The sequence below is a fragment of the Sphingobacterium psychroaquaticum genome (assembly GCF_900177625.1).
GTDB classification, from domain to species: Bacteria; Bacteroidota; Bacteroidia; order Sphingobacteriales; family Sphingobacteriaceae; genus Sphingobacterium; species Sphingobacterium psychroaquaticum.
The window spans coordinates 147,544-171,745 of record NZ_FXAU01000001.1; the positions used below are offsets into that span (position 1 = coordinate 147,544).

21 protein-coding genes are annotated in these 24,202 nt (G+C 36.0%); 13 read left to right on the forward strand and 8 right to left on the reverse strand.

The genetic code is table 11. The features are described 5' to 3' along the window. The first annotated feature begins 5 nt into the window (after positions 1-5). From B9Y69_RS00645 to B9Y69_RS00680, 8 genes are all read left to right on the forward strand, one after another. The gene (locus B9Y69_RS00645) at positions 6-3,086 is read left to right on the forward strand and encodes an efflux RND transporter permease subunit (RefSeq protein ID WP_058699771.1); all 3,081 of its coding nucleotides are present in this window, start codon (positions 6-8) and stop codon (positions 3,084-3,086) included. Beyond that, positions 3,086-4,396 (forward strand): TolC family protein, encoded by a 1,311-nt coding sequence (locus B9Y69_RS00650; RefSeq protein WP_058699772.1) that lies wholly within the window; start codon positions 3,086-3,088, stop codon positions 4,394-4,396. The genes B9Y69_RS00645 and B9Y69_RS00650 overlap by 1 nt, the downstream gene beginning before the upstream one ends. An 11-nt stretch (positions 4,397-4,407) precedes the next feature. After that, positions 4,408-4,653 (forward strand): transporter suffix domain-containing protein, encoded by a 246-nt coding sequence (locus B9Y69_RS00655; protein WP_058699773.1) that lies wholly within the window; start codon positions 4,408-4,410, stop codon positions 4,651-4,653. 48 nt (positions 4,654-4,701) lie between these two features. Next, complete coding sequence (locus B9Y69_RS00660) at positions 4,702-5,091, forward strand: DUF2147 domain-containing protein (protein WP_058699774.1); 390 nt, start codon at positions 4,702-4,704, stop codon at positions 5,089-5,091. Positions 5,092-5,306: 215 nt separating this feature from the next. Then, positions 5,307-5,801 (forward strand): hypothetical protein, encoded by a 495-nt coding sequence (locus tag B9Y69_RS00665; RefSeq protein ID WP_058699775.1) that lies wholly within the window; start codon positions 5,307-5,309, stop codon positions 5,799-5,801. A gap of 43 nt (positions 5,802-5,844) precedes the next feature. Continuing rightward, the gene (locus tag B9Y69_RS00670) at positions 5,845-6,096 is read left to right on the forward strand and encodes a hypothetical protein (protein WP_058699776.1); all 252 of its coding nucleotides are present in this window, start codon (positions 5,845-5,847) and stop codon (positions 6,094-6,096) included. 93 nt (positions 6,097-6,189) lie between these two features. Beyond that, positions 6,190-6,975, forward strand: a complete 786-nt coding sequence (locus B9Y69_RS00675) for a patatin-like phospholipase family protein (RefSeq protein WP_058699777.1) — start codon at positions 6,190-6,192, stop codon at positions 6,973-6,975. A gap of 82 nt (positions 6,976-7,057) precedes the next feature. Continuing rightward, positions 7,058-7,885 carry an RteC domain-containing protein gene (locus B9Y69_RS00680; protein ID WP_058699778.1) on the forward strand — a complete coding sequence of 276 codons (828 nt, stop codon included), beginning with the start codon at positions 7,058-7,060 and terminating at the stop codon, positions 7,883-7,885. 19 nt (positions 7,886-7,904) lie between these two features. Here the strand turns inward: B9Y69_RS00680 and B9Y69_RS00685 are convergent, their stop codons facing one another. After that, complete coding sequence (locus B9Y69_RS00685; RefSeq protein WP_058699779.1) at positions 7,905-13,289, reverse strand: N-6 DNA methylase; 5,385 nt, start codon at positions 13,287-13,289, stop codon at positions 7,905-7,907. Next, positions 13,276-13,713 (reverse strand): DUF1896 domain-containing protein, encoded by a 438-nt coding sequence (locus B9Y69_RS00690; RefSeq protein ID WP_058699780.1) that lies wholly within the window; start codon positions 13,711-13,713, stop codon positions 13,276-13,278. Before B9Y69_RS00690 ends, B9Y69_RS00685 begins: the two co-directional genes overlap by 14 nt. A 221-nt stretch (positions 13,714-13,934) precedes the next feature. Between B9Y69_RS00690 and B9Y69_RS00695 the strand changes: the two genes are divergently transcribed. The 3 genes from B9Y69_RS00695 (at position 13,935) to B9Y69_RS00705 (ending at position 16,086) form a co-directional block, all read left to right on the forward strand. Further along, positions 13,935-14,522: a TetR/AcrR family transcriptional regulator gene (locus B9Y69_RS00695; protein WP_058699781.1), complete on the forward strand. Its 588-nt coding sequence runs from the start codon at positions 13,935-13,937 to the stop codon at positions 14,520-14,522. 55 nt (positions 14,523-14,577) lie between these two features. Continuing rightward, on the forward strand, positions 14,578-15,828 hold the full coding sequence (fabF, locus tag B9Y69_RS00700; protein ID WP_058699782.1) for a beta-ketoacyl-ACP synthase II: 1,251 nt from the start codon (positions 14,578-14,580) through the stop codon (positions 15,826-15,828). An 81-nt stretch (positions 15,829-15,909) separates the two neighbouring features. Beyond that, positions 15,910-16,086: a histone H1 gene (locus tag B9Y69_RS00705; RefSeq protein ID WP_058699783.1), complete on the forward strand. Its 177-nt coding sequence runs from the start codon at positions 15,910-15,912 to the stop codon at positions 16,084-16,086. Between the two features lie 33 nt (positions 16,087-16,119). Here the strand turns inward: B9Y69_RS00705 and B9Y69_RS00710 are convergent, their stop codons facing one another. The 6 genes from B9Y69_RS00710 to B9Y69_RS00735 all read right to left on the reverse strand — a co-directional run bounded on the left by B9Y69_RS00710 (position 16,120) and on the right by B9Y69_RS00735 (position 22,402). Continuing rightward, positions 16,120-16,995, reverse strand: coding sequence for an ORF6N domain-containing protein (locus B9Y69_RS00710; protein WP_058699784.1), 876 nt, complete (start codon positions 16,993-16,995; stop codon positions 16,120-16,122). Then, entirely contained in the window at positions 16,992-19,076 is a 2,085-nt protein-coding gene (gene topB / locus B9Y69_RS00715) for a type IA DNA topoisomerase (protein ID WP_058699785.1), read from the reverse strand. The genes B9Y69_RS00710 and topB overlap by 4 nt, the downstream gene beginning before the upstream one ends. Before the next feature lie 19 nt (positions 19,077-19,095). Continuing rightward, on the reverse strand, positions 19,096-20,550 hold the full coding sequence (locus B9Y69_RS00720; protein ID WP_058699786.1) for a DUF3945 domain-containing protein: 1,455 nt from the start codon (positions 20,548-20,550) through the stop codon (positions 19,096-19,098). An 88-nt stretch (positions 20,551-20,638) separates the two neighbouring features. Next, positions 20,639-20,947, reverse strand: coding sequence for a helix-turn-helix domain-containing protein (locus tag B9Y69_RS00725; protein WP_058699787.1), 309 nt, complete (start codon positions 20,945-20,947; stop codon positions 20,639-20,641). Positions 20,948-20,958: 11 nt separating this feature from the next. Next, positions 20,959-21,306 (reverse strand): helix-turn-helix domain-containing protein, encoded by a 348-nt coding sequence (locus B9Y69_RS00730; RefSeq protein WP_058699788.1) that lies wholly within the window; start codon positions 21,304-21,306, stop codon positions 20,959-20,961. A 250-nt stretch (positions 21,307-21,556) separates the two neighbouring features. Then, complete coding sequence (locus B9Y69_RS00735; RefSeq protein WP_058700049.1) at positions 21,557-22,402, reverse strand: RteC domain-containing protein; 846 nt, start codon at positions 22,400-22,402, stop codon at positions 21,557-21,559. Between the two features lie 284 nt (positions 22,403-22,686). Here B9Y69_RS00735 and B9Y69_RS00740 point away from each other — a divergent pair, with 284 nt between their 5' ends. Both B9Y69_RS00740 and B9Y69_RS00745 read left to right on the forward strand, forming a co-directional pair. Then, on the forward strand, positions 22,687-23,241 hold the full coding sequence (locus B9Y69_RS00740) for a TetR/AcrR family transcriptional regulator (protein WP_058699789.1): 555 nt from the start codon (positions 22,687-22,689) through the stop codon (positions 23,239-23,241). A gap of 135 nt (positions 23,242-23,376) precedes the next feature. After that, on the forward strand, positions 23,377-23,961 hold the full coding sequence (locus tag B9Y69_RS00745; RefSeq protein ID WP_058699790.1) for a pentapeptide repeat-containing protein: 585 nt from the start codon (positions 23,377-23,379) through the stop codon (positions 23,959-23,961). The last annotated feature ends 241 nt before the right edge of the window (positions 23,962-24,202 follow it).

Below are 24,202 nucleotides of genomic sequence, written 5' to 3' on the forward strand. Positions count from 1 at the left end.
AAGAAATGGCAAATAATATTAAAGCAGTAGCATGGGCTATGCGTTACCATAAAGTTGTCTTTTTAGTAACGGCGTTACTTCTACTAGCGGGAATTGGTGGGCTTCTCTATATGCCCAAACAGGAATATCCAACTGTAAATATAAATCAGGGGATTATTGCGGGAATATACCCCGGAGCTAATTCAGAACAGGTCGCAAAACAACTGACCAAACCTTTGGAAGAACATCTTTTCAAATATAAAGAAGTAAAAAGAAAGGCTACCTATTCACAGTCTAAAGACGGTATTGTTTACGTTTACATTACCTTGAATGATTATGTAAAAAACAAGGATGAGGTATGGGCAAAAATAAGACACGGCTTAAATGAACTTAAACAGGAACTGCCTCCCGAGGTATTGGCGCTGGTAGTAGATTCAGAGTTCGGTGAAACTTCAGCTTTACTGTTTTCAGTCGAGTCCGAAAGTAAAACTTACCGACAGCTTGAAGGCTATTTGGAGAAAATAGAATCGAGACTAAGACAGGTACCCGAAGTTTCAAAGTTGACAAAATCAGGAGAGCAGAAAGAAAGGATAGCCATCTATCTAGATAAAGGAAAAATGGCAAAAAATGGCATTCAGGTTCAGGAAATCGGAGAAGTACTCTATACACAAGGACTGAAAGGGTATGCAGGTGATATAGATAACGGAGATATGTCAGTCCCAATCTATCTAAATACTGCGAATCAGACCGAACAGAACATTGCCAATCAAATTATCAGGGGTGATGGACAAACGGATATACTTCGGTTAAAGGATGTAGCGAATATTGTGAGAGAATATCCTACACCAGATAATTTTATCAAGAATAACGGAAAAAAGTGCTTGTTGATGTCTGTCGAAATGCAGACAGGGAATGATATTACCCGTTTCGGAAAGGAATTAAACTCCATCCTTTTAGAGGAAGGAGCCAAACTTCCTTCCGATGTTAAAATCAGTACCATTGTCGATCAATCAAAAGTTGTACAAAAATCAGTCGATGAGTTTCTGATCGAGATGCTTATAGCCATAATCTCGGTTGTACTTGTTACTGTATTTTTTATGCCCGTACGTGTTGCAGCAGTAGCAGCTACTTCTATTCCCATTACGATTTTTATCTCATTGGGAATTATGTATGCAGCAGGTTTCGAATTAAATGTTGTTACGTTTGCAGCACTCATAGTTGTACTCGGTCTTATCGTAGATGACTGTATCGTTATAGTAGATAGCTACATTGAGCATCTTGATGAGGGCATGTCCCGCTGGCATGCATCAATTGCAGGTGCGGGAGAGTATTTCAAATCTCTGGTTTCTGCAACACTTATCATTAGCGTTACGTTCTTCCCCTTTCTTATCACACTGAAAGGACCGAATAAAGACTTTATGTTTTCTTACCCGTGGACGCTTACAATCACACTCTTTGTTTCTCTTGCAGTAGCCTTGTTTATCATTCCTTTTATGCAGTATATCCTGATAAAAAAAGGTTTGCATAAAGATAAGGAAGACACCAAGAAAAGTTTTCTTGACCGAATTCAGTCAGGTTATGATAAGCTTCTTCCGGTATTCTTTAAACGTCCGGTATTAACCCTATCTATCTTAATTACTTCTGTGGTGTTGGCTATGTTAATGCTGGGAAATGCCAAGATGAGAATGATGCCTATTGCTGAACGTGATCTATTTGCAGTAGAAATTTATCTTCCACAGGGCAATTCTTTGGTTCAAACCGAAAAAGTGGCTGACAGTCTGGAAAAAGTCTTGAAAAAAGATGATAGGGTACTATCCATTACTTCTTTTATCGGAGCAAGCTCCCCTCGTTTCCATTCAGGTTATTCACCCAATATGCCTTCGAAAAACTACGCTCAATTTATTGTTAACACCAAATCAAATAAAGCTACAGAAGAAATACTGAATGAATATGCAGACAAATATGCCTTTCATTTCCCGAGAGCTTATGTTTTCTTTAAGCAGCTAGATAATGAGGTAGTACGCTATCCTATAGAAGTAAGATTGACAGGTGCCGATGAAACCACATTGAAATCCATGTCTAAAGAGCTGATCCGTGATTTATCTAAAATGGATGAATTCCTTTGGGTACATAACGATGCAGAAAATCCATCGTCGTCGGTACAGATAAATATAGACCAACAACTTGCTAATCGTCAGGGAATCTCTAACAATTCTGTGGCACAGGAACTTGGTGTGATTAATAAAGGCTTTGATATAACAAATGTTTGGGAGGATGACTACAAGATGAATATCACGTTGAGAGGTGAAGTAGACAGCCTAAGGCAACTTAATCGTTTAGGTGATATATATGTGCCAAACATGGCTGGTGTATCTGTACCGTTGAATCAAGTTGCCGAAGTTTCGCCTGCTTGGAGAGATGGACAGATAAACACACGCAATGGCATTTATACGATGTCTGTACTTGCCGATCTTAAGCGAAATGTAAATCCAAATGATATATTTCCTAAGGTAAGTACCTTGGTAGATTCCCTTCTTAAAAAAGATGACTATAAGAATGTTGAAGTTAAATATGGTGGTGTTTCAGAATCAAATGAAGAGTCAGTTCCGCAAACGCTTATTGCTCTGTTGATAGCCATATTCATCATCTATTTTGTACTTGTTTTTCACTACAAGAAAATCAGTCTGGCCAACCTGACGCTGGCATCAACCGTACTCTGTTTTTTCGGTGCCGCATTTGGAATATGGGTAACCGGATTTGAATTCGGAATGACTTCAGTTCTGGGATTCGTATGTCTAATCGGTATTGTAATGAGGAATGGTATTATCCTTTTTGACTATGCTGATAAGCTTAGAAAAAACGAGAAAATGACAGTAAAAGAAGCTGCATTGGAAGCTGGAAAAAGAAGGATGAGGCCAATTGTATTGACTTCGGTAGCCGCTTCAGTTGGTGTAATTACGATGTTGGTTGTTGGAAGCCCTCTCTGGGGACCAATGGCAGCTATCATCTGTTTCGGAGCACTATTCTCCATGGTCTTTATATTAACAATCCTGCCTGTTTCTTATTGGCTCGTTTACAGAAAACAGGATACTAAAATCGTAAAATAATGAAATCTCTTCACTATATATTTTTTGCCCTTCTTTTTTTGGCTACAAGTGCTGCTTCAGCACAGACTACATATACGCTGGAACAGTGCAAAGAACTCACGTTAAAGAATAACAATGCGCTAAAAGCTGATCGTTTGTCTATGGAGGAAGCATCTTTAACTAAAAAGGAAGCTTTTACCAATTATTTTCCAAAAGTAAGTGCCTTCGGATTAGGTTATCATCTTAAAGAAGGAATGATTGGCAAAGAATCCGCAGAAATGATAAACATGCTTGGTTCAAGTTTTCCGGGAATGCCCAATGTAAGGGACAGGAAAAATGGCTATATGCTAGGTATATCTTTAGAACAGCCCGTTTTTACAGGAGGACAGATTTATTATGGAAATAAATTAGCAGAGTTAGGCGAAGATGTCAGTAAATATCAGACTCAGGAAGCTGAAAAGAATTTACTAGTAAACGTAGAACAATACTATTGGACATTAGTATCCCTATATGAGAAACGCAAAACTATTGATGTAATGAAAAATCTAGCTGATAATCTTTTCAGCGACGTTAAAGTTGCTGTAGATGCAGGCGTTACAAATAGAAACGATTTATTGCAGGTACAGTTGAAACAGAACGAGATAAAGACAGCTAGTGTAGAACTAGAAAACGGTATCAGTTTATTAAAAATTCAGCTTGCACAGTTAATGAATGTAGATGGTGGTCAATTCGAAATAGAAACCAAGGATCAAGAGTATATTTCCAATCCCGTTACTCTCCTTGTGGATCATAACCAGGCCGTAACAAATACGAATATGCACAAGCTCCTAAGTAAAAACATTGAAGCTAAACAACTGGAAAAGAAAATAGAACGTGGTAAATTGCTTCCATACTTTGGTGTTGGAGCTGGATATTACCAATACAATGATATTTTTAAAAATAGAAATCCGTCTACTATGGTTCATGCAACTTTAACCCTTCCCATTTCAGACTGGTGGGGCGGTTCTTACAATCTCCGTAAAAAGCAAACTCAGATAGACAGGGCAGAATACGAGAAAAAAGATACTGATCAAAAGCTATTTGTGATGTTCCAAAGTTATTGGAACAAATTAAATGAAAATTACAATAAGTTACTATTGGCCAAACAGGCCATTGAGACAGCTGAGGAAAATGTGCGAATAAATAAAGACCAATATCAGAATGGGCTAAGCATATTAAGCGATCTTATTGATGCCCAGTCACTATTACAACAGAGCAGAGATCAGTACACAGAAGCATACACGGGATTTCTAGTTGCTAGATACCTCTATCTTAGAGAAACCGGAAGATAAATTATACAACAATGGATAAAAGCAATTTTAAAAAGACACTTGGTTTTATATTCTTTGGCATCACGCTCATATGCTGGGTTGGTGCACCCATAATACCATTTACTGATATCCCTAATAAGGCAATTGTGACAACAACGGTGGTTATTGTCGGCGAGGTATTTTTTGTATCAGCTATTGCACTTCTTGGAAAAGAATATTGGGGTAAAATCAAGCAGTGGTTCAAGAACTTATTCAGTAAGAACACCAAAGAAAACTAGGTATATTAATAAATTTTAAATGGTTCACTAATCAATAAAAATGAAAACATGCAAAAGAGCGTAAATTTTACAGTAATATTTTTGACAGCATTTCTATTTCTTATCTGCTCAGCTTATGGGCAGAATAAGGAAGATAAATTTACAGGAAAGTGGCTTTCAAAAGATAAAATGATAGTCGAAGTCTACAAAGTAGGAAAAGGTTTTAATATCAAACAATTAGAAGCTCCCAAACAGAAAGAAAAGTTAAATAATGGAAAAGTAGTGGCTAAGAACATACTTGAAACATCAAAAGGTGAATATAAAGGAACTTCAATTGACCTAAACGACGATAAAGAATATCAAAGTATGTGGATTATCAGTGATGGTGATGGAAAGAGTTTGACATTTAAGCTTAAATGGGGATTTATTTGGCATAGTGAAATTTGGACGAAATTATAGACTTAGTAATATAAATTTTAAATGTCAAATGATTGTATGTAATAATTTAAATCATTGGGAAAATGATCCCATCTAATAATAGGTGTTGTATAATAATTGCTTTTTTGTTTTTTTTTAGCAACTACGTATTTTCTCAAGACACCATAAGTAACAGCTATAGAGATAAAATAGAGATTACTACTTCATTTGGACTCAGCATCCCGCGTTCAGATTTTATGAAGCATAGTAATATTGGTATAAGAACGATGACTGGCTTCCAATATCGGTACAACAAGAGTATATTCTTCAGAGCCGTATATGAGATATCACTTTACAGTTTTACAAATAGTAGATCAGTCGATGGATTTTCCGTTATAAACAAGGGGAATCGCTCTTTAATCGGTGCGTTCGTAGATATCGGATCAAATACAGTTATTGGTGACAGAATTGAAATTGGGGGTTTTACTGGGTTTGGTTTATTATGGCTCACAAGCCCTTTTACCGAGGTTCAGGGAAGTGTTGCCAGTATCAATACGCGCTCGGAAACAAAAGCTTACGAGACTTATAGATTGGGTGGTTTTGCATCATATCGTGTTAATAAAAAATTTGCATTGTATATCGAATTACAGCATTTCAATGCTCTACGGCGTTCTCATGTCTTTGACAGTAAGCTTGGTGGTACCAATATCGCTTTAGGTTTTCGAACGAATTTGAGCAATCAAAAAAGATGACGGAACGTCAGTAAAAGCTCTTAGTAACAAAAAATAAAAGATTATGGATAAAGTAAATTCTAAAAAAATAAAGATCAACTGTTCTGTGGAGCAGGTTGTAGATATTTTTTTTCAGCTACATAACGAGCTCTATTTTGAGGGTAAGCCGTTAATCGGTGGCAATCCTGAAGACTTGGCAAGAATAATTACGAACTCTTTCCTAGACAGTGAAGGCAAAGCGCTAGATCCCTCGTGGGTTAAAACAATGTTAGTTCCACCGACACCTAGCAGGGAGTATAAGGTATTTATAATGTAATTCCTAAGTCAGATAAAGTCTCAAAAATTACGGACTAGAGACACTAATAATGTCGAATAATTATAATCTATAAGTAGGAAGGGGAATTGAATAATGATAGTAAATAATAAAATTGGGATTACACTTTCAGGAGGTGGGTTTAGAGGAATAGCTCACCTTGGTGTTCTCCAATGTATGGAAGAGTTAGGAATCTCATTTGATGCTATTTCAGGTGCAAGCGCAGGTGCACTTATTGGTGCCTTTATTGCGGAAGGCTACAGTCCTGCAGAGATTTTCAAATTTGCAAAAACAGAAAAGTTTTTCAATTACACAGATTTATTTCGAGGTAATGGAGGAATGTTCAGTCCAGATATATTTGAAAGGATTATTACCAAATATATCCCTCATAACAGTTTTGAGCAGCTCAAAGTCCCATTATATGTTTCTGTTACTGATTTGAGTAATGCTCGGTCGTTGGTGTTCAATCAGGGCTGCCTAAGTTTGGCAATTAAATCTTCATGTTGTTTCCCTATGGTCTTTGTCCCCGTCAATTATCATAATGATACTATATTATGCGATGGAGGTATACTAAATAATTTTCCTGTTGAACACATAAATGCAACATGCGGAAAGAGTGTTGGAGTGGATGTAAATTCTATTGAGATTGCAAGGGGACATATGGGATATGGTGAAATCATGGACCGCATTATCCGAATAATTACTTCAAAAATAGATAAAGAAGGAGCAAATTACTGCGACGTCTTTATACAGCCGGGAGAACTTCGAAAGTTTTCAACTTTCGACACAAAACATATGGATGAAATATATCAAATAGGATATGAACATGCTAAAAAATTTGAAGATGATTTGCTGTCTTTAAGACAGGATAATAACTGTTGAGTATAAAACATTAGTAGACTATTGCCTATTGGATAAATATCATATTAAGTTTCATAACTCAAAAATCGCAACAATTTAATAGATGAAAAAATACTGTTATGAAAAATTACAGCAGCTAAATGACCACCTAAATGATTTATCATGTGATAAAACAATGTTGCTTGCAGAAGACGCAATTGAAATTGCACAAAAAAAACTCAACGAGGTAAAGGAGTTTATCATTGAAAAGGGTTTTAAAGATGCTAATGAAGAAATCTGCTTTTTTAAGAAGATAAAACCGCAGTTTGTTGCTAAGTTGATTTATTACAACGGTATTTATAAGATTGAGGCTAAAATCCCTTATGGTGGAGATAAGGTAACGAAAAAGTATCTAAAAAATGAGATTACAAAATTGAAGCTATATTTTGATAATAATCTTGAGTTTTACAAATATTACAGAACAAATAGTACTTACCTAGATGATAAATATTTTTTGCGAGGGAAATATGATATCAAACTAAGCTTAGATAGTTATTATTTTGAGACAGATCATAGATTCTGTACTAGCCATGATTATAAAGTTGCAAAAATTTTAGCAAATGATCTTATCCAACTATATATTGAAGACAGAATTTTTGGGCTTTCAAACATTTCAAGTGCAAAAAGTCCACACTATTCTTTGAACTGGACAGGAAGTAAAGCTGCATTAGTTGAACTTATTTATGCCTTGCAAGCTCAGGGGGTATTGGATTATGGTCATGCTGATATCAAACAGATCTCAAGAGTGTTTTCAAGAATGTTTAATGTAGATATCGGTGATTTTTATCATACTTATTTAGAACTACGTAATAGGAAAATCAACAAAACCAAGTTTCTAGACTCTCTTAGAGATGTTTTAAGCAAAAAAATGGATGAACAGGACGATAAGTGAGAGTTTATTTATATTTACGCTAAAATGTATTTTTAGTACTTATATTTTTTGTCATTGAAGCAGTTAATTCTGGTAGCTTAGCCTCATTTTGAGTATCTTCCTGTTTATTTGATTGGGGTGTAATGGATAGTTGAATCTTACGGTCGATTGCGGCAAGTTCGGTTTTAAGCTCGCTCAGTCGACATTCTTTTGTCCATATACCATCCACTACTCCCTGAAGTATTGGAATATCTTTTTGAAAATCAGTTATATTTTCTTGCTCTTTAGCGATATAGGATGGTAGTTTTTCCAGTGCCCGCAAAAAATTCATTGAGGCAGTTTCCGGCTCTTTCGCCATTATTCCATTATTGAATGTATATTTTATATTTCCTTCGCCTTGTACAAAAAAACGGTTCACTCGAATATCGACTCCATCTTTTTCTGACATTTCGGTTTTTACCAATAATTGAAAACCATATAAACTTCCGATTTCTTCATAATCTCCACCTGTTCGGGATTTATCTGTTAATTCATTAAGGTTAGTACCTATTTGCTTGATGGTAGCAGTAGCAGGAAGACCTGTGAGCTGAATAGCGTTTACAATCGTACCATCCTGGTTCTTTTGAATACGTTGTTGCAGATTACTCCAATCAAGACTCATACGATCATGTCGCGACTGAGCTTTGTTAAGCTCTGCTGTGAAATCTTCAAGTTTATATTTAGCACTATATTTTGACCTATTAAATGCCTGTTTCTCACTTTCCAAGCCTGCAATTTGCTTTTCTACTTTCGCCTTGTCTAAAAGGTCAGTATTTCCTGATAGAATTGCTACGTATTCAGAAAAATTCATTCCTGACTTTTCATCCATACTTCCTTCATCAATAGTTCTCTTACCGAGATTATTTGATTTTAGCTGGTCTATGAATAGTTGTTTGTTGAACAATAGATTAAACTTATAACTGTCCAGTGATTTTTCTACGGCATAGATGACCACATCCACTTTATTATCGGCAAAATGCTTGGCTATTTCATTGCCTTTACGAATTGCCCGACCATCTCTTTGGGCAAGATCACTAGGTCTCCAGGGTGTATCTAAATGATGTATAGCTACAGCTCTCTTCTGTGCGTTGACTCCTGTTCCAAGCATACTTGTAGAGCCAAATAGTACCCGAATTTTACCTTCATTCATTCCCTTAATCAGCTCCTTACGTTGATTATCTGTTTTAGCTTCCTGTATGAAACGGACTTCGTGAGCAGGAATACCATGTGTTTCTACCAGTTTTTTCTTGATTTCAGAATACACGTTCCACTCTCCGGACTTGTAGGTCCCCAAATCAGAAAAAACGAATTGTGTTCCTTTTTGTGCATTAAACTTTTGGTAATATTTGGCGATATTATCGGCACAGTGCGAAGCCTTGTTATCAGGATGATCATAATAAGCACCACTCACCATACGCATATCCAGCGACATTTTACGTGCGTAGTCTGTTGCAATGAGCATTTTTGCTTTTTCTTCCGTTTTAGATAATGGCGGTCTTCCAAGCAAGGTAGCATCCCCGGATTTTGCAAACTGCATCAGGTTTTGTATAAATTTTGCCTGGTCTGGTGTAGGTGGAATATTGTACAGTATTTCCTTTTTCTCCGGTCGGTCAATCCCTATATCCTTTGCTGTGCGATAATCTGTAATTTCAGAATAGAACTGAGCTAGCTCCGGTACTTTAATAAAATAACGAAATCGTTCCTTTGCCACAATATTATTGGCTACAGAAAATTCATAATCCGTAGTTTTTCTTGCATAAATAGCCGCCCATGCATCAAAACAGTTTATACCTTGTTTTTCTAATGCCCTTGGTCTAAGATATTTGAATAACAGATACAACTCCGTTAAAGAGTTACTGATGGTGGTTCCCGAAAGAAAGGTAGCTCCCATGTCGGCATTGGTACGATCCTGAATAGTACGTATAGCAAACAATAAGTTCAGGGCTTTCTGACTACCATCTACATTTCCCAATCCTGCTACACGACTATGTCGGGTATTAAACATCAAGTTCTTAAACTGGTGGCTTTCGTCGATAAACAGATGATCTATACCCATCATTTTAAAATCTACAATATCATCTTTTCTATTCTCAATATCGTGTTGCAGCGTTTTAAGTTTTACTTCGAGGTTTTCTTTCCTTTTGATAGCTCCTGCAAGCATACCTCTTGTTACTTCAGCACCTTGCGATTGCATAGCATCAAGATTTCGTTCTACATTATCCAGTTCAATTTCAAGAATTTCCTTTTGTACTTCGGGCGATTGCGGTATCATTCCAAACTGATCATGCGTCAATATCACGCAATCCCAATCATTGTTTTTTATATCGCCAAAGATTCGCAAGCGTTTTTGAGGTGTAAAATCATCTTTCCCTGGAAACAGGATTTTAGCATGCGGATATGCAGTACGATAGGCTTCTGCAATCTCATGAACATTGCTTTTCAAACCAATGATCATTGGCTTATGAGCCAAACCCAGTCGTTTCATTTCCTGTGCCGCTGTACACATTACTAAAGTTTTTCCTGCACCGACTTCATGGTCGCAGATGGCTCCGTTATTCAGCTTAATCATCCAAACGGTATCCTTTTGACTTCCATAAAGATCATTTATGCCCAAAGCCTTGCGATCCAGACCAGGAAAATCCTGATGGCTTCCATCATAATTGGGGCGGACAAAACAATTGAACTTATCATTATATTGATCTGTAAGTCGTGTTTTGAACTCATCGTTTTGAGCATGGAGCCATTCAGTAAAGGCTGTTCTTATTTCATCAATTTTACTGTTTGCCATTTGTATGGCTTCCATATCCCTTACTTTAACCTCTTGATCTCCAATCGTAACTTTTTTAGTAATATCGGGTGTCGTGTTTACTAAAGCGTGTTTCAGTAACGCAATTCCATCAAATGTTCTGCTTTCCGATTTTACGGCATATTTTTCCCAAATATGTTGATTGCCCTGTTTAGAGGTTACGGAAAAATCATCTGAACTATCTGAATAGTGTATTCTTACTTCTGTGTCGAAAAGATGTGAGGCAAAGCGTGCGTAGATTCCGGACGGTATCCATCGCTCACCTAAATTAAAATCAAGTTCTTCAAACTCTATTCTTCTTGGTCGGGATTCTTCCAATATAGTTAAGCTTCGTGCAGCTTCTTTATCCTCAGGATTATTTTCAACATGGCTTCTAAGTTCGTGTGCCTTTTCAACCACATTTCCTGCAATCCAACGTTCCGCTATTTCGTATTCATTAGCTAACGGATTGTAATAAATACGGTCATTCAAGGCTTCTTTAAGAGCATCGGCAGACATACTGCTGATTTCAGACATGTATTCCAGATCTACAGTTCCGTATTTGTTTAATGAAGCTGCTAATGCTTCTTCTGGATTGTCCGTTGCCAGTGTAGAGATGGAAAAACTAACAGGATGACTAAATACATCGGCTTTATGTATCACTCCACCAATTGTACGTTCCAGATACGGTACTTCTTTCCCCGCACTATCCGTTTTAATAAGCTTAATATTATCAGCACTATTCAGGTTACCATACTTTCTTACAAAAGCATCATACAAATAGTTAAGGGTTTCTCTTTCTGAGTTATGTTCGGTTTGTTTCTCTGCTTCCTTTTGATAAAGATCTATGTAGGTATCCCTTATAGCAATATAGGCTTCAGCTCTTGCTTTCTGTGAAGAAGTCAATTGCAAAGGATGGAATATACCTGTTTTGTCAACTTTGTCAACATTTTGTAAATGACCAACCCAGCCATTGTTTACCACAAGGCAGTCATTACGGTGAAATGCTTGTATTTCCTGACTATACAAAGCAGGCTCTGGAAGTGTGTTTTTTAGAACTAGCTTATCAACAGTATCTTTTTCGTTTACCTGCGAAAATAAATCTCCGATTAGCTCTCTTGGCTCATTGTTTTTAGGTTTACTTATAGATTCATTGTTAACAGGCTGTACATAGGGTTGTTGCATACCACCACTGAAAAGATTGGTTTGCTTTCCAATCGGAGTACGGTTTCTGTTAAACTTTTTCTTTTGACTTTGGGCTGTTTTCTTTGGTGGTGCAATTACTGTTATAGACTCATCATCATTGCCAAATAAGTCAAAAATACTCAGCTGTTTTAGTTCTTGTGGCGGTGAAATTCTTTGTTGTTCCTGTTGGGTAATTGCTGATTCAATTATAGGAGGTGTAAAAATTGGTGTAACGGGAATTTCTATTGCCGGCTCCTCATTTCGTTCACCTTTGTATAAAGCTAAGTTTAAATTCCTACCAAAGTCTTTAGAAAGCATTTGTGTTAGGTCTTTAGCAATTCCATTTACACCATCATTGTGTTTATAGATCAAAGCGGGCTGTCCGTAAGGGTCAGTATCTAATTTACTTTCAGTATGTACAATCCTGCTGTTATTATAAAATAATGCATTCCCTGGTGTATTGTATACAGTCTGTTGACTTTGGCAAAACAGTTCTTCTGCTTCAGATAAGCTTTGCTTAATTGTATTCTTTTGTAGGATTATCAAATCAGAGCCTACTTCTGTGCCTGCATACTCTGTAAATAAGTTATTTGGCAATCGGATAGCTGACACCAAATTGTTGTTTTCCATTAATGCTCTACGTATCGGCTCATTCTTAGGACTATTTAATACTCCTTGCGAGGTAATGAAAAACTGTAAACCTCCTTCCCGAAGCATATCATTCCCTTTCAAAAAGAAATAGTTATGAATACTTCTGGCTGCTTGTACTTTTGCATAATCTTTACTTCGGGAATAGGATAAATCAAATACAGCAGTATCTCCAAACGGAATATTACTTGCGATTACATCATAGCTGTTCTGTTCTTTTTCGGAAATTTCCTCAAAGCCACTTACACGGATATTACTTTCTGGATAGAGGTGTTTTAGTATCTTCCCGGTTAATACATCTTTTTCATAGGCAGTAACCCTAGTCTCTTCGTTATCTGCAAAAGATTGTATGAATGCACCAATACCTGCTGATGGTTCCAGAAAATTCTGTATTTTAAGTCCACTATCTTTCAGAGCAAATGAGATAGCATCTATAACCTGTGGTGGTGTGTAAAATGCTGTTAGGACAGAGCTTTTCATACTGTCCACATATTTTCTGTACTGTTTATCATCAACGGAATTCTCCATTAATAGTTGGTGTAATTCCTGTGTAATTGGAAAAAGATCATGTTCGTTTTTTCGCCAATGATTGATATCTACTTCACTGGAGATAGGGTTCAATACGAACTTTAGACCACCAAATCCGCTATAATGCATCATTAGCAGTCTTTCGCCTGCGGTAGCTTGCCGCTGTTCCTTCTCCAATTTAAAAGCAGTACGTAAGGCTTCAATATTCTGTTGGAGATGAAGACGTTTACTGAAGCCCATTTTCCTCTATCCAGATTGAAATGGTACCGGTTATTTCTGTGTAGAGCTCATCAAACTCATGACAGTATGCGAAATCATCGGTTAATTCATATTTCAAGAAAACAGATTCACAGACGGGAAACATTTTTAGGGCAAATGGTTTCAATTCTTCATCTGCCATTAAAGCATCAAACTCATTGCAAACCACTTGAAAAATGGTGTCGAAACGGGAGAAATGTAAGCCTTCAAATAATATGTAATTGGCAATTTCACTACATTGCTCTATAGCGTTGCCCGAAAGAAATGCTCCTTCATAAGCATTTGCTGCCCATGAAGATCGTTGGTCAATAAATTTCTGGTCGCTTGCTTTTTCGGGGAAGCTGCTGTTAAGGTGTTCTTGCAGTCGTAGTCTGAAATACGACAAGTCTTTTTGCAGTGTACTCATGGTAAATTTTATTTAGAATTTTTGCGTAAATCCTAAAATTAGAGCAGTAAGGCAAAGTTTTTATAGAAGTGGTAGGATTTGGCTTTGAGAGGTAGGATTTGGCGTAATATGCAACGAGAATTTCAATCATCTGAGAGGTTCCAGATTTTAAGAGACAAATAGTCTATTAAAAAAATTATAATGAATTTGCACAATCAAATACCGTACGGTATATTTGCAATATGGTAAGATCAGAAAAAACACGACAATACATTATTGAAAAAACAGCTTCAATTTTCAACAAAAAGGGATATACAGGGACGTATTTATCCGATTTGACTGATGCAACAGGCTTGACAAAAGGTAGTATTTATGGAAACTTCAAAGACAAAAATGAGGTTGCTGTAGAAGCTTTTAGATACAATTACAAATTCCAATCTGAAAAAATACTCGGCAAAATAAATCAAATAGAGCATTCAGCCGAAAAAATGATTGCATTCTTAGGTCATTACAAAACGGAATTTAAGCCAATATTCCAAAACGGAGGTTGTGCCATCTTGAATACATCCGTTGACGCAGATGATGGAAATGATTTGCTAAAAATGGAGGTCACTAAATCAATCCAAAGTTGGCACAAGACCATTGTCTCCATACTGGAAGATGGTGCCAATAAAAATGAAATAAAAAATTTGGATGCGAGTGTTTTTGCATATCGGTTAATTGCTCTGATTGAAGGAAGTATTTTGCTAGCAAAAACACTTGAAAAACCAGAAATATTGATGGAAAGCATCGATTTTTTACAGTCTGAAATTAATAGTCTGAAAATTTAAATAAAAAAATTTGAACAAGCATATACCGGTAGGTATATGCGTAAATATTAAAAAAATGGAAAGAGTAGTTATCACAGGATTAGGAGCAATTACTCCTATTGGAAAAAACACAATGGAATATTGGAACAACTTGCTTAACGGAGACTCTGGTGCCGACAAAATAACGCGTTTTGACACAACAAATTTCAAGACAAAATTTGCATGTGAAATCAAGAATTATGAGGCTTTAGATTACTTCGATCGGAAAGAAGCAAGAAAAATGGACAGATTTACGCAGTACGGACTTATTTGCGTAGATGAAGCTGTAAAAGATGCAGAATTAGATTTTTCGAAATTGAATGTAAACCGGATAGGTGTCATTTTTTCCAGTGGAATTGGTGGCTTTGAAACGTTCGAGCATGAAGTCATCGATTATGCAAAAGGTAATTTTCAACCAAAGTTTAATCCATTTTTTATTACCAAGATCATTTCTAATGGCTTGTCTGGTATAATTTCTATCAATTACGGATTAAGGGGAGTTAATTATTGCCCTGTTACCGCTTGTGCTTCTTCTACACAAAGCATTATTCAGGCATTTAATTACATCCGTTTAGGCAAAGCGGATATCGTTATTACGGGCGGTTCTGAAGCTCCCATAACAGCATCTTCCATTGGCGGGTTCAACGCGATGAAGGCCATGTCGACCAATAATGAAAATTTCGGTACTGCTTCAAGGCCTTTTGATACAAGCCGTGATGGATTTGTGGTCGGTGAAGGAGCCGGGGCTTTGATTGTCGAAAGCTTAGGCTCGGCAATAAAAAGAGGAGCTAAAATTTACGCGGAAATTGTAGGTGGTGGAGAAAGTTCAGATGCCTATCACATTACGGGAACGCATCCCGAAGGAACTGGGGCATTTTTGGCCATGAGGGAAGGTATAAAAGAAGCCAACTTAAATCCAAATAATATTGATTATGTTAATGCACATGCGACATCGACTGGACTTGGTGATTTATCAGAAATTAAAGCGATTGAGAAATTATTTTCATCAAACCTTGATAAAATTCAGGTAAGTGCTTCAAAATCTATGACTGGGCATTTATTGGGAGGTACAGGTGCTATTGAAGCCATTTCAACTTGTTTAAGCGTAAAAACCGATTTAATTCCACCAACTATAAATACGACCGAAATTGATGAAAATATACCAAAAGAATTAAATCTGTCCTTAGGTAGTAAGGCGTTTTCAAAAACGGTGAATTATGCCTTGAGCAACAGCTTTGGGTTTGGGGGACATTGTGGAGCTTTAATCTTAAAAAAATACATTTACTAAATTACAAAGTAGGGAAATCTCTATGAAAATGCTTTAAGCATATTTTTTTATTTTTGCATCACAATTTAATCCATTATCATAATGAAAGAACTAATCGAAAAAATCAATGCTTCATTTGAAGCGTTAAAAGTAGATGCTGAATTACAGGCAGACAAAGGAAACAAAGCAGCAGGAACAAGAGCTCGTAAAACCTCTTTAGAACTTGAAAAACTGCTAAAAGAATTTAGAAAAGCATCTTTAGATGCTTCTAAGGCATAATAATGACAAAACCCTCCATATTCGGAGGGTTTGTTATTTGTTAAGTACCTGAAGAATTTTGCTCACTTCTATATTCATTCGTGAAAATGCGAACCATTTTTTGCCCAGGTCTTTAAGCGAAGCCCCAATGTGGTAAAGTTCCGTACTGTCAATAATTAATAAGCGGTCGTGGCTATCGGCAAAAACTTCAACTTCAATACGGGGATATTGACTGTTGTACCTTTGTAAATCCAACCGAAGCTGATTGCTGATGCTTTTGGTATAGATTGTTGCGGTTACAGATTGTTCTCGTTTACCTAGTAGCGTAAGTACAGTATCATCCACATAATTGTCAAGCAAGATAATGGACTCTTTAGCACTTCGAATAATATCTGATACAAAGGCGTAGGCATCGAAAACCTGTCCACTATAGAAAATCCCTTTTTCAATGTGTAGCTTGTCACTTTCCAGAGCTTTGAATATCTCTTCAAATTTTTGATCGGTTTCCAACTGTTTCAGTTCCATTTTATCCAAACGATGAAACAAAGAAGCATTACTGATGAGTATTCTACGCATTTCTACAAAGGCTTCCATAATCTCAACACTGACCTTAATCGCTGTAGACGAACGAAGAATGGCGGAAGCCATTGCCACACCTTGCTCGGTAAAAGCATAGGGTAAATAACGTCTTCCACCATAGTTTAAACTTGAGGTTCCAATCTGGAACCTCAAGTTTTCAGCTTCCTCTTCGGTTAACTGAAAACAAAACGATTGTGGAAATCTTTCGATGTTCCTTTTCACGGCTTTATTTAGGTTCTTAGTTTCTACCTGATATAAGGAAGCCAGATCGCTATCCAGCATTACGTGTTTATCTCGAATGGTGAAAATCAGTTTTTCTATTTCTTTTTTGGACAGGATTATATTACTCATTTCTTTTTTTGTTTATTGGGTGGAAATTCGAAAGAGCTTTTTCCGGTTGTATCCAACACAATGTATGCATCGAATTTTTTGCCTGATTTACTTTGCATTCCTTTTATGAGTTTTGTTCTTCGTGTTTTTAAAAGACTTTCAATATCATTGGTACTCAATAATACTCCGCAAACATTACGAAACTGTATCCAATTACAAACTTCATCGGGACATTTTATCACCTTATTCCAAATGAGGAGTTGCTGTTGTTTACATTTTGGACATTCCAGTTCAGGTTGTTTCTGTTTTACAATAGTAGATTCTAATAGTTCCTTTGTAATAAAATCTGCATATAACTCCATTTCTTTAAGAAATATGGTGGCATCTTCTTGATCATTTTCAATTTGCTGTAATGTTAACTCCCATTCTGCGGTCATAGCAACATCAGCAATCTTTTTGTCTTTAACTAAATCATAAACCTGCAAACCTTTTTCTGTTGGGATGAGTGATTTCTTTTCGCGACGAATATAGTCACGCTTAAAAAGAGTTTCTATTATAGCTGCTCTTGTAGCTGGGGTGCCAATACCAATCCCCTGTAAAATTTTACGTTCCTCTTCACTCTCAATTTCCCTCCCAGCACTTTCCATTGCTGATAACAATCCGGCTTCGGTGTACAATACAGGAGGTTTAGTTTTCTTTTCTATTACCTGCATACTTTTGATATTAACTTCTTCACCAACTTTCAGTTCGGGGATATCTTGTATAGGCTCACTGTCATCCTCACTAAAATTTCCACGAATAGCACGCCAACCCGGTTCAAGAATTTTACAACCTTTCAAAATAAAATCATAATGTATTACTTGTAAGGTAATATCTGTTATTTCTTTGGAGCATGGATGTGAGATGGCTTCCAATAATCTGAAAGCTATCATATCATAAATTGCATTTTCTTTGGCAGGTAATTCAGCGGGTATTTTTTCAGTAATGAGTAAACCATGATGATCCGTTACTTTGACATCGTTCACCATACGTTTATTGAAACGTCCCCATTTCACTTTTTTGCTGGCTTCCTTACACGATTCTCTGTTTTCTAGTAGTCTTACTAGACCAGGGATTTCAGCCCATAGATCTTCAGGAATATATTTACTACCTGTACGCGGATAGGTAATCAGTTTCTTTTCGTAAAGGCTTTGAGCAATGTTAAGCGTTTCATCCGCAGAGAGTCCAAGTTTTTTATTAGCTTCTTTTTGTAATCCTGTCAGATCGAACAATAGAGGCGGTTGCTCTGCTATCTTTTTACTCTCTGCTTCAATCACTCTAGCTATTCCAATACGCTGTAACGATTTCAGTATGTCTTCAGCTAGCTTTTTATCGTCCCATTTAGTTTTTGAAAGACTTTTGAAATCTATTGATTCCTTATGATGTTCCAGATTTATCTGCCAATAAGTTTTTATTGAGAAGTTTCTATTTTCCAGATACCTTTTACAGATGAGGGCTAATGTGGGTGTTTGCACTCGTCCAAGCGAATATACACCATGCCCAGCGGCAATACTCAATGCTTGTGAAGCATTGATGCCCACTAACCAGTCGGCACGACTTCTGCCTTGTCCGGCATGGTAAAGTCCATCAAAGTCACTACCAGGTTTTAGGTTTTCTAAACCGTGTTTAATGGCTTTTTCGGTCAAAGAACTTATCCAAAGACGCTCAAAAGGTTTATTGCATTTAAAGTAATCGTATATATAACGAAATATCAATTCCCCTTCACGTCCGGCATCAGTAGCTACAATGATACTTTCGCTTTTACTGATAACCTGCTCAATAATTTTTAACTGTTTTAAAGCTCCGTTATCAGGTACGTACGATTTGCCTTTTTTGATTTTCCTTACTGTCAATAAAAAGGGATTAGGAAGCATTGGTAAGGATTCTCTTTGAAAACCTGAGATACCATAATCTTCAGGCATTCCCAAAGCAACCAAATGCCCAAATGCCCAGGTAACGTAAAACCCATTACCTGTCAAGAATCCTTCTTTCTTTTCTGTTGCACCCAATATTGTGGCAATCTCTCTTGCAACACTTGGCTTTTCTGCTATTACTACTTTCATATTTTGCTATTTTGGAGATTTACATTTTTTTGCCTTTGGATTTAGCGGGAGCTTTTGGCTTTTCCTGTTGCTCTTGTTGCGTCTTACTGTCAGGGTTTTTCTGCCCTGTCTTTAAAGGCTCTTTTAAATTTTTTGTAGCCTCATTAGTTTTTCCCTGAGAATTAACAGCTGTCTGAGTTTTATGTGCTTCAACAGGTTGGATTTTTTCTTTCAACCTATCAGGGTTGTTAAACGAAAAGCCTGTTTTGCCTGTTTCCTTGTCAAAAGTTATATAACCCTGATATTTCTGGCCTTTTTTATCCAGTAATCCATCTACATATACAGTTTGACCTTCTTTGAATTTCTCGTACTGTTTGTCATCCAGTTCTTTTCCTCGGAAATTTCGCGGAGCTTCCTGAGAAGTACCTTGTAATTGTGTTTGCTGCTGATTTTGTGTCTGCTTATTGTTGGTGGTTCTATCAAATAAAAACTCTACATAACGTTTGTCGGCATTGAATTGAACTGTAGCATCGAATGAAGTACCTTTTTTTGAGATCATTCCCTCAATCAATAGTGGCTTACCCTCCATAAGAGTTTGTTTCTGCTGCTCATTCAATTGTACGCCTTTTAGTTCATCAGGTACTTTAATCTTATCTGTCCGCAGAGCAATAAGCTCATTGGTTAGTCTATCTACACTTATAATGGAAGGTATTGTTTCACCTGTTTTAGGGTTTTTAAGATCAACAGTTCGCCCCATATTGCCTGTTTTAATCAGATTCTCTTTATCCTCTTTGCTGAATTCATGCCCAAAGAAAGGGAAGTTTAATTGAGGTTCTTTTCTTACGCTATGGATAAGCATAACAGCTTTGCCATCTTCGCCGGGCTGTAAAGACAACCTGCCTTCAGGACGGGAAACAGCAGTTCCGAGGTTTAGCGTAACTGTTACCAATTCATTGGTTTTATATCCTTTTAAAAGAGGATCAAGCAAGTTTCTCTTTTCCAGATATTCTTTGCTCAATCCAAGATTGTTCATCATTTCCCAATCAATCTGTTCCGGCTTGAAACGGTATTCGCCTGTTTCCGGAGTTTTTTGTGTTGTTTCCATATTTTTATGATTTTCTTGTTTTAACTCTGGTTCTTTTACCTCATGCTTTGCCATTACTGATTCCCCTTCTTTAGTAGGTGTATCAATCTGTTGCTGCATTTTTTTTGCCGTATCAATTGCTTCATCAGCTGGTACTTTAAAAAATTTAAAATGGGTAGGATTCTTCAGTTGACGGAAAAAATTGGAAAAGAAGTTAGAAAACATATCTCCGTGTTTATCCACACGCATAAACTGATTTTGGTTTTTCTCATTTGGCTCTACAGTTTTGAGATTGCCGTCTTTATCAATTCCTTTGACAACCTGAATCCTGTTTTTTTCTTTGTCCAATACCAAAAGTGTTTCCGATAATTGATCCGGTAATTGCGGACTATCTATTGTTTCTTCACTCATAATTTTATTGTTTTAAAACTGTTATCTTTTCGAAAATAACCTATACACAAAAAGGTATGACCAAAGCGTCCTTTAGGGGCATTATTTGTCACTTGCTGTCTTTAGTACGGTGCAATGGAGTATTGAAGCTTTCTCTTACAAACTGATGTACGTCAGTTAATTTGTAATATAATTTACCGCTGATTGTATAGTATGGTAACTTGCCAGAAGAACGATAACGTTGTAAAGAACGACTACTGATTTTAAGCATCTGAAGTAAATCCTGATTATCTAATAATACTTCACCATCTATGGTGTTTTTCTTTTTTTCAATATCTGTTAAGCTATCTTTTAGCATATCGAAACGATCCATAATGCGTTCCATCCACGATATAAATTCTATTCTATCTATATTCATAATGTAGTCCTTTAAGAATTCTTTAGTTTTCTACCTTTCTCAATGTAACTCTTGCCTTTAGCCATAAGCTCCTGTACATATTCATCGCTGGTCTGTACGGCATTGGCATTAAGCATATCTTTTATAGCTCCAATGGTATAGAAATACTGTCCATACATTTTGGAATAAGCTATTTCTCCTTTTGTACGTATTCGCCAAAGTGTTTTTTCACTAATATGGAGATACTGACATACTTCATGGTTGTTCAGCCAGAGGCTATCATAGCTGGTATCTTCTGATTTCAGGATAAAATCATTAATTGCCTTTAACCGCTCATTGAGCTGTTTCCACGCTTCTTCTTCGATTGTTATAATTTTCATTGTACACGTATTTATTAATTACGATACAAAGTTGGATTGTCTGGCTGGTATTGTCTGCCAAGCTCTGCCAATTGGTTTGGAGTTTTTTTTAAATTTTCTTGAATCATATAAACACCTAGTTGTTAGGCATTAAGAATACATGAAAGCATCAGCAATAACGGTTTGTGAACATTTGCCAATTGGCAAATATGGGTAAAGAAAAAAGCAGTACGTTTAGGGTACTGCTTTTAAGATTGGTGTATCGAAGTAACTATAGATCTTTATCCATATATTCTTCAAGAGATATTTTAAGCTGATCTAAAAATGTAGTTCGCGAACCACTCCTAGTTTTCATTCTATGAAATGCATGATGTACATCGTTAAGAGGAATTTTAAAAAGTATCTGACAGATCAAGCCGAGCTTTCTAATCCCAATTTTGCCATGACAAATTGTTCCTGACGCATGTATTGCATAAATTAGTTCAATAAGTGCATTTTTTGAGTTTGTCCATGTTAATTCTTTTATAGAATCTATATGATCCAGTTTTATACCTGTATTATCATCAGGGGCTATCTTATTTATTAAATAAGAATATAGCAAATCATTTGAAATGATTTTGGCAATTTTGTAGTCATAGTAAGTTGAGAATTGTAAATCGATTTCAAAAGCAATACTATTTAATCCATCATAACAATTAACATTACCTAACCTGAAGTATAAATCATCTCTGTCAACCCTGCCTGAACGATAGTATCTATAAAAATCAGAATTACAGATGTGCTCACTGTAATCTATCTTCAATTTTTCAAGATGCTTAGAAAAGTACTTATGATAGATCTCACCTTCATTGACTGGACAAACGGTTTCTATTCTAAACAGCTTATTGTAGTAGATTAATTTTCCTAAAATATATGGTTTGATGTTTCGGAAGAAATCAATTTCTTCTTCGTTGTTTTTAAATCCGTTTGAGATTACATAATCTTTCACAGAGAGAAGTAAATCTTGCAAAAAAATCGTCATTTGGTAGGCTTCTTCTACAATCAGAGATAACTCTGAGGATAATCTACTCTCTTTACTGTTTATTTCAGCAATAATATTTGGCAGGGATATTCTCATAAGTGACATATTTAGAAATTAGATAGTCTCTTCCATATTTTACAAAATTTGTTATTATAAACGAGAAAATTTCCCAAGTACTAACCAACTTGGGAAATTTTTATCCATTTCTAGTAGCAATATTTTTATGTTTTAATCAGAAAAACACCATGAGGACATGTCTTATTAAAGGACATAACTGTTAATGAAAAAGTATTTAAAATAATTAATGATTCGATGTCAAAACAAACCAAACGTTCGGTATCTTTGCAAATGTTGCTTGTTATAAACTATAAAGATATAATTTGGAAAATAGCTCATATACCCGAAAAAAGGAACCGGAATTAAGTAAGCAGTTGATTATCGACGCGGCTATTCACATTGGATCAGAATCAGACTGGCACCACGTAACTTTTCAATCTATTGCTGATTGGACAGGTTTGAGTAAAGGAGGGATTATCCATCATTTTAGGAATAAGGAAGAATTACTGGATGAGCTAGTAAATCAAAGCCTGATTAACCTTACGGATAAAGTAAAAAAATACAGAGATCAAAATGTCGATAAGGATGGTGCTTTTGCTTATCTGAAATTTATCTTAGAAAAGAAAAATGATGAAAAATACGCTAAAACAATGCGAATCATTCTCCAAGCAATCATGATTAACTCCAAGTATCGCCTACAATGGGAAGATTGGTACAATCTTCACATTTTGCCAACCGATGGAGAGGAGTTGAGCATACATAGTACTATTGTTTTTCTGGTGGCAGATGCTATCTGGTACTCAGAAAATATGGGTAGTATACACCTTACTGAAAAAGATAAACCCAAGGTTTTAAATTTTTTACAGCAATTAAAGTAACCGATTCTTTATTAGGTATTAACACCAATTAATGGATAATATATTGAATCACAAAACAAATAAAATGATTCTCAAGTGCTTACTTAAAACTGTTGATATTTAAAATTAAACTTGTTTGGATATAAAATATATAAAATGGAAGAAACCGTAATTCATCAAGACAAAATATTTTCCGGTATAAATTACTCTGAAAAGAAACTGAGAAACAGAGAATTCATAAAGTGTGAATTTGTCAGTTGTGATTTTAACAAGAGTGATCTAAAGGACAATAATTTTGAAGATTGCACTTTTAAACAATGTAACTTTTCAATGGTGGACGTTGACGGAACCGGATTCAGGAATGCTGTATTTATTGGGTGCAAAATGCTGGGGGTAGACTTTGCAAGATGTAGCAAGTTTGCGTTTTCGTTTTCGTTTACGGAATGTCATTTAGACTACAGTAATTTTTTTGGAACAAAGCTTCGAAAAACTACTTTCAAGAACTGTACATTAAAAGACGTTGAATTTGGTGAGGCTGATCTGACGGCCTCTGAATTTTTAGGATGTGACCTTTCCTCTGCTATATTCTCTAATTCTATTCTAGAAAAAACAGATTTCAGGACAGCAGTAAATTTTGCTATAGACCCAGACGTTAACAAGATGAAAAAAGCGAAGTTTTCGGCACTTAACCTTGTAGGTCTTTTATACAGACATAATTTGGATATAGATTATGACAGCTAATAAATTATTTGACCAATCATAACCCGTTGAATTATCTGATAATTATCACTGAAGCATGCTGTACCAAGTAATTGCTTTTCCAGTGATTCATTGCTTTATTTTTTGTACTTTTGTAATTGAGTTACAAGGAATTTGAATATAAATGAATGCAGTAAGCACCATTACTAAATCATTACCAATAATAATTTCACACTGCCTAATTCGCTCTTAATTAACCGCTTTGGTCCTAATTGATTTTTTT

Bases quoted from the DNA above. Each gene is read 5' to 3' on its own strand.
- B9Y69_RS00645 (WP_058699771.1), top strand. From the start codon at position 6: ATGGCAAATAATATTAAAGCAGTAGCATGGGCTATGCGTTACCATAAA.
- B9Y69_RS00650 (WP_058699772.1), top strand. From the start codon at position 3,086: ATGAAATCTCTTCACTATATATTTTTTGCCCTTCTTTTTTTGGCTACA.
- B9Y69_RS00655 (WP_058699773.1), top strand. From the start codon at position 4,408: ATGGATAAAAGCAATTTTAAAAAGACACTTGGTTTTATATTCTTTGGC.
- B9Y69_RS00660 (WP_058699774.1), top strand. From the start codon at position 4,702: ATGCAAAAGAGCGTAAATTTTACAGTAATATTTTTGACAGCATTTCTA.
- B9Y69_RS00665 (WP_058699775.1), top strand. From the start codon at position 5,307: ATGAAGCATAGTAATATTGGTATAAGAACGATGACTGGCTTCCAATAT.
- B9Y69_RS00670 (WP_058699776.1), top strand. From the start codon at position 5,845: ATGGATAAAGTAAATTCTAAAAAAATAAAGATCAACTGTTCTGTGGAG.
- B9Y69_RS00675 (WP_058699777.1), top strand. From the start codon at position 6,190: ATGATAGTAAATAATAAAATTGGGATTACACTTTCAGGAGGTGGGTTT.
- B9Y69_RS00680 (WP_058699778.1), top strand. From the start codon at position 7,058: ATGAAAAAATACTGTTATGAAAAATTACAGCAGCTAAATGACCACCTA.
- B9Y69_RS00685 (WP_058699779.1), bottom strand. From the start codon at position 13,289: ATGGGCTTCAGTAAACGTCTTCATCTCCAACAGAATATTGAAGCCTTA.
- B9Y69_RS00690 (WP_058699780.1), bottom strand. From the start codon at position 13,713: ATGAGTACACTGCAAAAAGACTTGTCGTATTTCAGACTACGACTGCAA.
- B9Y69_RS00695 (WP_058699781.1), top strand. From the start codon at position 13,935: ATGGTAAGATCAGAAAAAACACGACAATACATTATTGAAAAAACAGCT.
- fabF (WP_058699782.1), top strand. From the start codon at position 14,578: ATGGAAAGAGTAGTTATCACAGGATTAGGAGCAATTACTCCTATTGGA.
- B9Y69_RS00705 (WP_058699783.1), top strand. From the start codon at position 15,910: ATGAAAGAACTAATCGAAAAAATCAATGCTTCATTTGAAGCGTTAAAA.
- B9Y69_RS00710 (WP_058699784.1), bottom strand. From the start codon at position 16,995: ATGAGTAATATAATCCTGTCCAAAAAAGAAATAGAAAAACTGATTTTC.
- topB (WP_058699785.1), bottom strand. From the start codon at position 19,076: ATGAAAGTAGTAATAGCAGAAAAGCCAAGTGTTGCAAGAGAGATTGCC.
- B9Y69_RS00720 (WP_058699786.1), bottom strand. From the start codon at position 20,550: ATGAGTGAAGAAACAATAGATAGTCCGCAATTACCGGATCAATTATCG.
- B9Y69_RS00725 (WP_058699787.1), bottom strand. From the start codon at position 20,947: ATGAATATAGATAGAATAGAATTTATATCGTGGATGGAACGCATTATG.
- B9Y69_RS00730 (WP_058699788.1), bottom strand. From the start codon at position 21,306: ATGAAAATTATAACAATCGAAGAAGAAGCGTGGAAACAGCTCAATGAG.
- B9Y69_RS00735 (WP_058700049.1), bottom strand. From the start codon at position 22,402: ATGAGAATATCCCTGCCAAATATTATTGCTGAAATAAACAGTAAAGAG.
- B9Y69_RS00745 (WP_058699790.1), top strand. From the start codon at position 23,377: ATGGAAGAAACCGTAATTCATCAAGACAAAATATTTTCCGGTATAAAT.